General features: G+C 50.0%; 9 protein-coding genes. 1 reads left to right on the top strand and 8 read right to left on the bottom strand.

Annotation, left to right across the window (positions count from 1 at the left end; genetic code table 11):
- Positions 1–2: 2 nt before the first annotated feature.
- The 3 genes from A10D4_RS09900 to acs all read right to left on the bottom strand — a co-directional run bounded on the left by A10D4_RS09900 (position 3) and on the right by acs (position 5,194).
- The gene (locus A10D4_RS09900; RefSeq protein ID WP_008489302.1) at positions 3–2,501 is read right to left on the bottom strand and encodes a M12 family metallo-peptidase; all 2,499 of its coding nucleotides are present in this window, start codon (positions 2,499–2,501) and stop codon (positions 3–5) included.
- Between the two features lie 84 nt (positions 2,502–2,585).
- On the bottom strand, positions 2,586–3,236 hold the full coding sequence (locus tag A10D4_RS09905; protein ID WP_008489304.1) for a response regulator transcription factor: 651 nt from the start codon (positions 3,234–3,236) through the stop codon (positions 2,586–2,588).
- A gap of 8 nt (positions 3,237–3,244) precedes the next feature.
- Entirely contained in the window at positions 3,245–5,194 is a 1,950-nt protein-coding gene (gene acs, locus A10D4_RS09910) for an acetate--CoA ligase (RefSeq protein WP_008489306.1), read from the bottom strand.
- Positions 5,195–5,367: 173 nt separating this feature from the next.
- On the opposite strand from acs, the gene A10D4_RS09915 reads away from it, so the two are divergent.
- Positions 5,368–6,522: a DcaP family trimeric outer membrane transporter gene (locus A10D4_RS09915; RefSeq protein ID WP_008489307.1), complete on the top strand. Its 1,155-nt coding sequence runs from the start codon at positions 5,368–5,370 to the stop codon at positions 6,520–6,522.
- 72 nt (positions 6,523–6,594) lie between these two features.
- Here the strand turns inward: A10D4_RS09915 and A10D4_RS09920 are convergent, their stop codons facing one another.
- The 5 genes from A10D4_RS09920 to A10D4_RS09940 all read right to left on the bottom strand — a co-directional run bounded on the left by A10D4_RS09920 (position 6,595) and on the right by A10D4_RS09940 (position 12,658).
- Positions 6,595–7,347 carry a hypothetical protein gene (locus A10D4_RS09920; RefSeq protein ID WP_008489308.1) on the bottom strand — a complete coding sequence of 251 codons (753 nt, stop codon included), beginning with the start codon at positions 7,345–7,347 and terminating at the stop codon, positions 6,595–6,597.
- Between the two features lie 20 nt (positions 7,348–7,367).
- Complete coding sequence (locus tag A10D4_RS09925) at positions 7,368–8,714, bottom strand: alkaline phosphatase (RefSeq protein ID WP_008489309.1); 1,347 nt, start codon at positions 8,712–8,714, stop codon at positions 7,368–7,370.
- Positions 8,715–8,858: 144 nt separating this feature from the next.
- Complete coding sequence (gene smrA, locus A10D4_RS09930; RefSeq protein WP_008489310.1) at positions 8,859–9,437, bottom strand: DNA endonuclease SmrA; 579 nt, start codon at positions 9,435–9,437, stop codon at positions 8,859–8,861.
- Between the two features lie 62 nt (positions 9,438–9,499).
- Positions 9,500–10,582, bottom strand: a complete 1,083-nt coding sequence (gene hemH / locus A10D4_RS09935) for a ferrochelatase (RefSeq protein WP_008489311.1) — start codon at positions 10,580–10,582, stop codon at positions 9,500–9,502.
- A gap of 159 nt (positions 10,583–10,741) precedes the next feature.
- Positions 10,742–12,658 (bottom strand): phytase, encoded by a 1,917-nt coding sequence (locus A10D4_RS09940; RefSeq protein ID WP_008489312.1) that lies wholly within the window; start codon positions 12,656–12,658, stop codon positions 10,742–10,744.

Consider the following 12,658-nt stretch of genomic DNA (forward strand, 5'->3'; position numbering starts at 1 on the left):
GATTAGGTGGGTTGGCGTAAACGACGCCAACCTAACAGCAATAGTCCCAACAAGCTCAACCAACCTAAGTGACCACCACTACTACCACCATCGCTGTTGCTAGTGGGTGGTGGTGTGCTACCCGGTTCAGGCTCGCCATTGATGGTAACGCGCGCCTCGCTAAGCACCGCACCCTCACTATCGCTAATGGTTAATAATAACGACTGATCTGTCGTAGGCTGTTCATCCAACAGGTTGGTTAAGCGATAGATATTTAAGTCACTGGTCGGGTTAACAACCAAACGTCGGCGTTCACCGTTAATACTAAAGCGCGCCGTGTAAGGGTCGCTATTTAAGAAGCGTACACGCACACCATCATCATAATCGGCGCGGCGGTCTAAAATGCTCACTGCAACCGCCATTTCGGCGTTGGCCGCATAATTAACCTGCAACTTAACCGCGGTTTGTGGACGATAGTTGTCGTCGTAAGCAACCAAATAAAGTGGCATGCTTTGCGTTTCAAACAGATTATTCACCGCGGCATAGCTACCGCGGTAACGATTGTCATCTTGTGCTGGCGTATCACGTGTCACCGCGGTACGAATAAAGTTTTGTAGACCGGCTTCACCATTAGGAAAGGTAAGATTTACGCGCCGCTCTGTCCCCGTCCCCGTCACTTCGGCCGTTACCATTTGGTCCAACGCGGCACGGTCAAAGTTCTCATAAATGCCGTCACCAAGACTGGTGAGTGGGCTAAAAGGAATACAACGACGGCCGTCAGCTTTACAATCTAAAAACGGTGACATCAGCACAAACTGTGTGTTATCCAAAGCTGGCGGCACCGTCAAACTATAACTCAAGCCTGACTCAGAAAATGACTGTACGATTGGCGTAACGGCACTCGCTTGACCGTTGTCGAAATACACCACTTGGCCACGATTCTGCCAATTCACGCGCCCAGTTGCGCTATCCTCTTGACCCGCTAACACGTTAACACAATAGTCCTCTACCACATCCTCGTCGCCTATGGTCACTTCACTGACATTTTCATCAAGCACATCTGACAGATAAAATGCCCCCGCATGACCCGGGTATTCTCGCAAAGATTGGCTATAGTTGGCAGCGCGACAATTATCGTCGAGCAACAAGCGTTTCTTCTGGTTAGTTCCCGGTAACGACAGCGTCAGCGCACCATCGATACGACGACTCATCTCGACCAAATCATAGTTTGCCCACGCGGTTCTAAAATCAGCAAAAGCCAACGATAAAAACCTTGAAGCATCAGCAGCATCGGCAGCCGGTTCGGCAATACCTGCGGCGGCACCGTTGATTTGTTTATCGGGATCAGAAAACACGAGTGCGCGTCTGCAATTACCGATAGCGCCACCACGTGAACAAGCCTCGTAGTAGCCCATGATGGTATAAAAATCCGCTGCGGGGTCACCGTATCCATAAGGGATAGCGCCGTCGTACTGCTCACCACCAGAGCCTTCGTTAGCATTTTCCGCCAACGTGTAGCGATCGTGTTGCAAGCCTAAATTATGACCAATCTCGTGAGCAATGGTATAGCCACCGTAAATTTGCGAAGCTAACGTCATAGCCCAATACACACCGCGTTTTCCGCCACCGCTAATGGGGTATTCACGATAATCGTCTTGCGGATAAAATAGGCTATCGTAAGCAATACCACCAAAGTCAGCGTTATTGTTGGCGGTAACCACATGAACCACATCATAGTCGCCACTAATAAGACTCAGACGAAAATTTGTATTGGCGAGTAATTGCGCTTGCTCACTATCGCCAGTGCTACTATTGACGGTGAAGCTAGCAGGGTAACGAAAGTAATCCCACTCTAAGGTAATACCAGCATCTGATGCTAAATAGGCCTCGTTCGCAAAAGCCATCGCTTGGTCGAGTTCGGTTTCTATTTCACCCTGATGGTAATCTGTTGCCGATTGGTCATAAGCTAATAACACGCGAACGGTTTGATTTTCTAACGGCGCGGCCTGCGCAACTCGATTTAACGACCGTTGGTCAGTATGGTAACGCGTTACCGTGACATTTAATTTTTGCTGCTGCAGAGGTTGTTGAACTGAAGACAACACCGATGATGCCAACGTTTGGTGGCCACTAGCGACACTCAACTGGCGCTGCACAAATTGCCACTCGCCATCGATCAAACGCGCCTGATAGATGTTCAAACCAAAAGCAAAATCGATAGCCAGTTGGCCGCCTTTAACGGTGGCAATAGCCATCACCGGCGGCTGCTGTTCGGTGCTTTTCAGGGTTACGCGGGTCACGCCATGGCGTTGTCTGACCGACGATACGGTATAATTAACAAGGCCCTGCTCAGGAATATCAAATGTATAGGTTTGTCCAGCAAACAGGGCGTCGCTGGTTAGCTTAGCCGAGAACTCGACCAACCCGAGCTGGCGGTTGCTATCTGAGGTTTGCGCCCAGCTAGGTATCGAGATAGGCAACGATAGCGCCAGCGCTAAGATAATCATTAACCACTTGTTCATAGACAACCCTTAACAATCTGATAACAGGTTGCCTTTTTACCACAACTTCAACATATCACGGTAGTGTTTAACTGATTATACGACTTAACTGACAGGCGGGTTATCCAATTGCAGACGCTCCGCTAACAGCACCGCTTGCGTTCGGCTATAAACACCGAGCTTACGGAATATCGCCGTAATATGTGCTTTTACTGTCGCTTCGGTAATGCTTAATTGATAAGCAATCTGCTTATTGAGCAAGCCTTCATGCAAAAAATAAAGCACGCGATATTGCTGCGGAGTCAGCGTTGCCACCTTTTTCGCTAGCGCTTGATCTTCCTCTGACAATGCATCCAGTCGGTCGCGACTTTCAGGCGGTACCCAAGTGTCGCCTTGCAAAATGGTGTCAATCGCCTCTGCAATTTGTGCCGAAGGCTTTGACTTGGGAATAAAACCTAACGCGCCAAAACCAATACACTTCGCAATAATACTGGGATCTTCCGAGCCAGAAATCACCGCCACGGGTAGTAATGGAAAATCTTCTCGAATACGGATCAAACCATATAAATCACCGCTACCCGGCATATGCAGGTCGAGCAATAACAGGTCGATATCATCGTCGTCATTAAGCGATGCTAGGGTACTATCTAAATCGCCAGCCTCACGTAACTGCAGTTGTTCATAATGATTCGCGAGTGCGCCCTGCAGCGCCTCGCGAAACAACGGATGGTCATCCGCAATCAAAAATTTGGCCATAGCCTTTATTATTTATTTAAACGGTGCTTAATTAACGAATCTACCACACTCGGATCGGCCAGCGTAGAGGTATCGCCAAGATTGTCATGCTCATTAGCTGCTATTTTACGCAAAATACGTCGCATAATTTTTCCTGAACGCGTTTTCGGTAGCCCCTCTGACCAATGAATAAAATCTGGCGTCGCAATCGGACTCAATTCATTCCGCACCCATTCACGTACTTCGGCGGTTAGCGCTTCATCAGCCGTCACGCCCGTCATCGGAGCCACATAAACGTAGATACCCTGGCCTTTAACATCGTGCGGAAAACCAACCACCGCAGCCTCAGAGATCGCTTTGTGCGCGACCAGCACACTTTCAATTTCCGCGGTTCCCAAGCGATGACCCGAGACATTTAAGACGTCGTCGACACGACCCGTTATCCAATAATCACCGTCATCATCGCGACGCGCACCATCACCGGTGAAGTATTGATTCTTATAGGTTGAAAAGTAAGTCTGCTCAAAGCGTTCATGATCTCCCCAAAGCGTACGCGCTTGGCCAGGCCAGCTTTGCTTAATAACTAAGTTGCCCTCAGTTGCACCCGTTAACGACTTGCCATCGTTATCTACCAAGCCTGGCTCAACACCAAAGAATGGTCGCGTTGCCGAACCGGCTTTAAGGTCATTGACGTTCGGTAACGGCGTGATCATGATGCCGCCGGTTTCAGTTTGCCACCAAGTATCCATGATGGGGCAACGGCTGTTACCAATTTTCTCGTAATACCACTCCCAAGCCTCGGGATTAATCGGTTCGCCGACACTACCGAGCACGCGCAGACTGTCTCGTGAACTGGTTTTAGCCGCCGCATCGCCCTTTGACATCAGTGCTCGAATAGCCGTCGGTGCGGTGTATAAGATATTGACCTGATGCTTATCGACGACCTCACCAATACGCCCTATCCCAGGATAGGTGGGAACACCCTCGAACATTAAGGTGGTTGCGCCGTTCGCCAGCGGCCCATAAACAATGTACGAATGACCGGTGATCCAGCCTACATCAGCCGCGCACCAGTAAATATCGTCCTCACGATAATCAAAAACGTACTCGTGCGTCATCGACGCGTAGACCAGATAACCACCGGTAGTATGTAACACACCTTTCGGCTTACCGGTTGAGCCCGAGGTATACAAAATAAAGAGCGGATCTTCGGCGTTCATCACTTCTGGCTGACATTCATGCGAGACGTCAGCCACTAACTCATGCCACCAAACGTCCCGTTCCGGTTGCCAATTAACCTCACCATCAGTGACCTGACAAACTACCGAATGAGTGATGGTGGGGCAGCGATTATCCGCTAAAGCTTCATCGACGTTGTCTTTCAAACCAAAGGTTTTACCACCGCGGCGGCCCTCGTCGGCAGTAATGATCAGCTTGGCTTCACAGTCGTTGATACGGTCGGCAATCGCTTTCGGTGAAAAGCCCGCAAAAATGACCGAATGGACTGCACCAATGCGCGCGCAAGCTAGCATCGCATAAGCCGCTTGCGGCACCATTGGCATATAAATCGCTACCCGATCGCCCTTAGCGACACCTAATTTTTTTAACCCATTAGCAAATCGCGACACTTCTTTATGCAGCGTACGGTAACTAATTTCGTCTTGGACTTCGGGTGAATCACCTTCCCAAATAATCGCAGTTTTATCACCGCGTTCAGCTAAATGACGGTCAACACAGTTATAGCAAGCATTTAAGGTACCGTCTTCGAACCACTTTATATCTACTTTACCCGGAGCAAATGAGGTATTCTTCACGCGATTGTACGGGGTAAACCAGTCAATCCGCTGACCTTGCTCTCGCCAAAAGCTATCAGGGTCATTGACCGACTCAGCATACATACGCTGATACTGTTCTTCACTGAGGCGTGCTTGTTGTTTTGCTTCATTGGACACTTTGTGAATATGAGTTGGCTGCGACATTCTACTTCCTCCATTGCGCTATATGCTTTCAGTTGTAGATTTTTCGGGCTTTCAACACTATTAGACCATAGTCTAGATTGATCAAAGCGCGATTGTTGCCGATGATTGCTAGCGACTGTCCAGTGCGGCTTCGCACGTCATAACGCATAATCAAAACGAAGGGAGCACATCTCATGGTGCGCAAATATAAAATGTCTTTGGCTGCCGCGGCCGTTCTGTCAGCAATGGCGAGCGTACCGGCGCAAGCAGATCCAAAACTCGACTTCGGCGGTTACGTCAAACTGGATTTAATGGTTTCTGATTACGCTGATGGGCAAGCGCCTGACAGCGGCAGTATTGGTCGCCAGCAATATATCCCCAGTATCACGCCAGTAGGCGGTAACGGTGATGATGCCACCACCGACTTTCATGCCCGTCAATCGCGCTTCTTCCTGACCGCATCCGACGAATTAGCAAACGGTGAAAAGCTGACCGCTCACATCGAGATGGACTTTATGCTTACCCCGGGTGGTGACGAGCGAATTTCAAACTCGTACTCACCACGCTTGCGTCAGGCATTTTTAAAATATGGTAACTGGACCTTCGGCCAAACTTGGTCAAACTTCCAAGACCTAAACATTTTGGCGGAGTCGGTCGACTTTATCGGCATTACCGACGGTATCGTGTTTAACCGTCAGGCTCAAATTCGATACACCCAAGGCGGCTTCAGTGTTTCTATTGAAAACCCTGAAACCACGGTCACCCCATTTGGCGGCGGCGCGCGCATTACCTCTAGTGACGGTCTAATTCCAGACGTCGTACTTAAGTATCAAGGTAAAACCGGTGACTTAACCTGGAGTACCGCGGCTATTTTACGTCAGCTAACCTACGACGTAACGCAAACCGGTGACGACGAAACCGAATTTGGTTATGGCGTCAGCGTGGGTGCTAAATACATGCTGGGTAAAGACGACATCCGTGCGTCGATCACCACCGGTTCAGGCTTGGGTCGTTACTTAGGCTTAAATACATTCAACGGCGCCGTGATCACCGCCAATGGTGAATTAGAAGCTATTGATGCCACTGGCGTGAGCATTGCTTACCGTCACTTCTGGACTGAGTCAGTGCGCTCTAACTTCGTTTATTCGCGCGGTTGGGCCGATAATGACGCAGCATTAACGGGTACTGCAGTTAACAAAATGACCGAGCGTTTTGGCGTTAACGTGATGTATAACCCTGCGCCAAACTTCACTGTCGGTGCAGAAATCAGCCAAGCAACGCGTGAAACCGAAGCTGGCATCGACGGTGATTTGAACCGTCTACAGCTGATGGCGATGTACTCGTTTTAATGGTTAAGTGAGTGATGTCAAAACGACATCTTATGGTCAAGCCGGGCACTCGTTGCCCGGCTTTTTTTTAGTTTAGCCCGCTTCGCGCCAAAGAAATTTCATTAGCGCTGTTTTATCAACTGCAATCACGTTTTCATCGCCAGCCCAGACGCTCTTGGCAACGCTATTAATGATCGGCCACAACACCGCCTGAATATGTTGCTCTGGAGTTTGCTCTGAGCCCAAGTCATCAAATATAAGTTGCGGCAACTTGACGCTCAAAATCGGCTTTTCTTGGTCAAATAAATTAACCGTCACGTTGTCAAAAACTAGACGCTCAATTTGCCAAGCTACGCTAGCATCAGCGGTTGGCTGCTGCCATGCCACACGTTGCCAGCTCAGGCGACTGTCATCGCGCTGCGATGATAGGTTTTGCCCATTGCGCTGATGCAACTGACCGACGCGTTGCAACAAATCGTGCAAGTTAGAGCGCCCAGTTTGATAATAAGCGATGGTTAACTGACCATTTTTAATGGTGGCATCGTGAATCAGAATTTGTTGCTGCGTTAACGCCTCTAATGAGCCGGTAAAACTTAACTGTTCAGCAATAATGGCTTGATTTAATGGCTCCGATAACTGCTTGATACGCGTTTCGATACGCACATCATTAGCGCTGACGCTAGCGCGCTGCAAATTATAAGATAACTCATCAAAATACAGATTAGCCTGCATCTGCTGGCTAAACTGTTGCTTTAACAGGGTCGCCACCGACTCGGGCACCGGTTGTGCCCAAGTCGGTAACGCTGTCGTGATCAGAGTGCCAATTAAGGCAAGACTTCTTAGCATAGGCCTCCGCCGCTAACGGGTTAAGGGTTTTGGCCGCCAATCACTTTAAACAATGCTTTTGCAATATCGGTGTTATCCATATAACCACTGAAATGCTCAGCACCCGGACCTGCCGCTAAAACCGGAACATCTACAGCAGTATGACCACTAGTGGTCCAACCGGTTCCCGTAACCTTAGCGGTAACCGCCACCAAGGCTTGGCGAATTGCCTGTTGACGTGCTTTCTTATCCTCTTGCTGAGCCGGTTGCAACAGCTGCTGCCACTGCTCGTCGCTCAGCTTCAGGGCTAAATTAACTTTCAAGTATTCGCGCCATTCGGCAGCCGGCATATCCACCAGCGTACGGCTCATTTCGGCTATTGATGCGTTGATATTACGAACACGCTCGGCGTGCCATTGATAAATACCGTCGCGGCCTAAGGTTAAACCACCGGTTGAGTGATCGGCAGTAACCACTAACAAGGTATCAGGATGCGCCTTTAAATATTGCTTAATCACCTTCAGAGTCAGGTTCAGGCTGTGCATTTCGTTGACCGCACAGGCGATATCGTTAGCGTGACCACACCAATCAATCTGGCTACCTTCGATCATCAATGCAAAAGGCTTTCTACGCTCGGTTAATAAGCGTAAAGCGTGTTTAGTCATATACGACAAACGCGCCGCATCGTCGTCGATAGCATGCGGTAAGCCGTAGGGTGCAAACACGCCCAGAACCGGCGTTTGTTGCACATCGTCTAACTGGTCAAACTCAGTCACGACAGTCATGCCTTGCCGTTTCAGCTCCGGCAACCAGTTTTTATCATCTCGATTGAAGTTGTCATAACCGCCGCCTAACAAGACATCAAATGACCATTGTCCATCCGCAATCGGGGTCGCTAATGAGTCAGCAATGGCATCATACATTTTGCGTGAGGGATGATGGGTAAAAAATGATGCTGGGGTGGCATGGGTGACCTGCGAGGTCGATACTGCCGCGGTTGACCAGCCCTGCTCGCGAGCCAGTTCCATCAACGTTTGCTGCGGATGCTTATTGGCATCGACACCGATAGCGCCATTATAACTTTTGACGCCGGTAGCCAGTGCAGTAGCGCCAGCGGCAGAATCGGTTACCCAGGTATCGTCATCGGGGTAAGTGGTCGCCGAGCCCTTTAATAAATCATCAAAGGCGGTGGCCGATAAACCGGGCTTGGACGGGTCATCGAAGGCGTAACGGTAGGCGCTGATGTACTCAAAGCCCATGCCGTCACCGATGACATAAATAATATTACGTGCTTGCGCAGCTTCATACTGATGCTCGTCATGGGCGAGCGCCGCCGTCGATAGGCTGCCAAGCAGCACAGACGCAGCAACAATGCGATGTAGTTTCATAGCCGATATCACTGGTTGGTTTTTATAAGGAGGCTTAGTTTAGCACAGCGTTATGACAATAAAATGGCTGTTGCGATCGATGCACGATAGCGCGCGATTATCGTCGCTCAGTACCGACAAGCACCAAGCGAGCATGCCACAAATCTACTTTTTACTATGTCGTTCGCGATTTAATAACTTCTGTTCGTCATTTTTGCGCAACATGATATACACCGCCCCGTATCCACCATGCTGTCGCTGCGCACTATGAAATGCCATGACCGCCGACAACTCGCGTAACCACTTATTTACGTAGCTCTTGATTAACGCCGGGTGCGGCTTACTATGCTTACCCATACCGTGAATGATCAACGCGCTACGAATGCCACGCTGATGACAGTCATCGACAAAATTGAACAGCGCGACACGCGCTTCGCGCAAGCTGTGGTCATGCAGATTGAGGCTGGCATCCAGTTGATATTTGCCTAACCGCAAACGCTTAAAGACGCCGTGCTGAACGCCATCGCGGCGAAAACTGATCAGTTCGTCGGGATCGACCAAATCGACGTATTCCGTCGATAAAAAGTTACGGTCTTGCTCAAGTTTTTGCTCGGCCGCGCGGCGCCGCTCTTGCTGCGCCAGCGTAGGCTGAAAAGCCTGTTTGATGTCCGCCACTTGCTCGCCAGCCAATGGCGTAACACCTTTCATTTCCTGCCGAAATAACTCAAATTCATCGTCTGACATCAATGACCTCCACCTCGTGCGAGGGTTGTTGCCGTCATTTAAGACTACGAATTAATCACCGATTACAGATTAGCAGCCTCAAGTTGCTGCGCCAACTGCTGCCGTAAGCTATTGTCAGCTTGACCTTGCCAACCCTGTAACTCGTTATTCACGATTTGCCGCAGCGCTTGGATATGCTCAGCCTCACTATTTAACGCCGTGATATATTGATAATGCTGCCCGCCGGCTGCAAGAAAATAGTCACGATTTTCCACCGCAATTTCTTCCAGTGTTTCTAAGCAATCGGCGGCAAACCCCGGACAGAATACTTGCACCGACTGCGTCCCTTCAGCGGGTAACTTCATCAGCGTCTTATCGGTGTATGGCTGCAACCACTCTTCACGACCAAAACGTGACTGAAAAGTCGTCAAATAGTCAGCTTCAGTTAAGCCAAGCCGCTGCGCTAATAAGCGGGACGTTTTATGGCACTGACAAAAATACGGGTCACCGTTAAGCAAATAACGCTTGGGCAAGCCATGATAAGAGAACAGCAGCTTATCGGCGCGACCATGCTGCTGCCAATGTCGTTCAATTTGCGCCGCGCAAGCGTCGATAAAAGCGGCTTGGTCATGGTAATGCGTAATAAAACGCAGCGCTGGTAGCCAACGCCGTTGGCGCACATCCTCGCTCAACTTATCGAAAGTGGACGCGGTCGTTGATGCAGAATACTGCGGATACAGTGGCAACACCACCAGTTTGCGTACCCCAGCGGCGGTAAGTTTATCCAGCGCCGAGGCGATGCTCGGGTTACCATAACGCATGGCAAATTCCACTTCGACGTGGTCACCGTGATCCGCTCTTAATGCTTCTCGCAACGCTTCACATTGCGCTTTCGTATGCGTCAGTAATGGCGAACCTTGTTCGCTCCAAACCGAGCGATAGGCCGCTGCCGAACGTGCCGGACGAATGTTTAAAATCACCAGATTAAGGATCAACCACCACAACCAGCGTGGCGTTTCGACCACTCGCGGATCCGACAAAAACTCTTTCAAATAACGCTTTAACGCGGGTCGCGTCGGTGCATCTGGTGTGCCTAAATTGGTCACTAACACACCGATTTTGTCGGCCTGTTGATGGCTAAAGTTTGGACTACCCTTAAATTGCATATCAGCACAACTCGACATTGCTTAATGACAGGTGCTGATTATATGTTTTTTTTTAAGGTTTGGGTCAGTTTCGGGGGATTTCTCTCAGCCGATCAATTTATTTCATAAAAAAGCCGGCGTCGCCGGCTTTTTTTACGATGTTATCGAAATAACTGACGATTATTTCGGCTTCACCCATTGCCACGGCACCAGTTTAATATTTTGTCCCGCTTCAGGCATACGATTGCGGCCATCTTGCACCACTAACGCCCCCTCTTCGAAGCCCGCTCCCAAAGACCGGGTAGTGACTTCTAAGCCATCGGTCTCTGAAACACCATCAATGCCTAAGTCGGTATTGGTGCGAATGCGGAAGTGCTTGATCAGTGCGTAAGGCGGTTGCTGCTGAAACAAAATATAACTGTCATTACCTTGACTGGACACCACCAAATAGCCATCAGCAAGAGCCAATCCTTCAATGTCTGCTTCTAGCTCTGCATACTCAGCCACCTTGATAATGGCCTCGCCGTCGCTGTCAGCATCGGCGGCGGCAGCAAAGCGCCACACCGCCACGTCTTCTTCGCCAACATAAAGCCACTGTTGTTGGTCGTCGACAACACAACCCTCAGGCTGTGAAGGAACCCGTAACTCACGTACCAACTTAGCCTGCCAGCCCTGTGCTGCAGCAGTCACGCGGTATTGCTGAATTAGCCCAGACTTATCATTAACATACACGGATACGGCATCATCTCCGGGTTGTTGTCCTAGGCACAAACCATAAATATCCGACATGCCAGTGCTCACTTGTTCCACCGCGGTTAACTGGCCTTTGCTATCGATGCTGAACAGTTGCAGGCTATTGTTATCGCGTAAACTCGCTACCGCAATATCTCGTCGCTGCCCATTACGGGTTAAGCCATAACGCACATCGACGTTGTTTAACCGCCCTACCGATAATTGCTGTACACGTCGGCCTTGCATGTCATAAACATCTAAACCTGCGCGCTTGTCAGTAGCTAAAATACGACTTTGTCCCGGTTGTTGTGCATTGACCCATACCGCTGGATCATCCATAGCATCACCACGTCGCTCGGTCGGCTCAGTTTGCAGCGTTGCACTGACTTGCTCGACCGCTTTAGGTAGTGATGCTGTCGTAGTACTCGCCAACGGCAAGCTAAAGCGATAAGACTGGGCCTTATCGTCCGCACTAACCCAGGCCTGAGCACCACTCACATCAATATCGGTCAACGTCATCGCTTGCGCTTGATGACGCAGCAACCAACTGCCTTGCCATTGTTGCTGACGATAAGCCTGAAGCCGCGCCGGCTGCTCTTCGAGCGCCCACAAAACGTCTCCTTGCATCGCCAGCGCTTTGATTTCTCCACGGATATGACCGAGCGGTTGACGCGCATCAATGAGCGTACGCCCCTCATCAGCCTCTGGCTCAGCTTGATAACGCCACAATGCCTGATCGGCTTCGGCAATGTACAAAGCCGCGTTGGCATCATCGACGACACAACTGGTCGCATCATAAGGTACGCCAAATTCACGGATCAATAGCGGCTCGGCTAACCACTGCTGGTCTTGTTTTAGTAGCCACTGCTCGGCGCCACCACGGCCACCCAGAATAAATAAACTGAGCTGTTGATTTTCACCGCTTTGGAAAAAGCAGAGGTCTTCAACCACACGGCTGGTGACCTCTCCTTGCCATAACGATTGCGTTTCTCCGGCCTCGTCCAGAAGCCAGTAATGTAAGTACTGACTATCGCCGTCTATCGCTGTAAAAACCGTGCCCCCATCCACTAACTGCTTAGCTCGTAGATGTTCAAAATCACCTTTTGCCAATAACTTGGGCAACGCTTGGTGGCGGTCTTCTTGCCACCAAAGCTGCTGTTGGTCGGCAGCGACCAGAATGCCGTTGGAATCATCAGAAAACCGATAGGTCACCGCTTCGGCAGGCGTCAACGATAGCGACTTATCGGTTGCGGCAGCCGGAGCAGAAGCATTAGAGTCAGCACAGGCCTGTAATCCCATGACTGCAATCAGCGTCAGCATACTGTAAGCGATACGCGGCAAGACAAAATCGTATTTTAATATCAT

The organism is Idiomarina xiamenensis 10-D-4, from assembly GCF_000299895.1.
Lineage (GTDB): Bacteria > Pseudomonadota > Gammaproteobacteria > Enterobacterales > Alteromonadaceae > Idiomarina > Idiomarina xiamenensis.

Coding starts and splice junctions, on each gene's coding strand:
- A10D4_RS09920 (WP_008489308.1), bottom strand. CDS start 7,347: ATGCTAAGAAGTCTTGCCTTAATTGGCACTCTGATCACGACAGCGTTA.
- A10D4_RS09915 (WP_008489307.1), top strand. CDS start 5,368: ATGGTGCGCAAATATAAAATGTCTTTGGCTGCCGCGGCCGTTCTGTCA.
- A10D4_RS09905 (WP_008489304.1), bottom strand. CDS start 3,236: ATGGCCAAATTTTTGATTGCGGATGACCATCCGTTGTTTCGCGAGGCG.
- hemH (WP_008489311.1), bottom strand. CDS start 10,582: ATGCAATTTAAGGGTAGTCCAAACTTTAGCCATCAACAGGCCGACAAA.
- A10D4_RS09940 (WP_008489312.1), bottom strand. CDS start 12,658: ATGATATTAAAATACGATTTTGTCTTGCCGCGTATCGCTTACAGTATG.
- A10D4_RS09900 (WP_008489302.1), bottom strand. CDS start 2,501: ATGAACAAGTGGTTAATGATTATCTTAGCGCTGGCGCTATCGTTGCCT.
- acs (WP_008489306.1), bottom strand. CDS start 5,194: ATGTCGCAGCCAACTCATATTCACAAAGTGTCCAATGAAGCAAAACAA.
- A10D4_RS09925 (WP_008489309.1), bottom strand. CDS start 8,714: ATGAAACTACATCGCATTGTTGCTGCGTCTGTGCTGCTTGGCAGCCTA.
- smrA (WP_008489310.1), bottom strand. CDS start 9,437: ATGTCAGACGATGAATTTGAGTTATTTCGGCAGGAAATGAAAGGTGTT.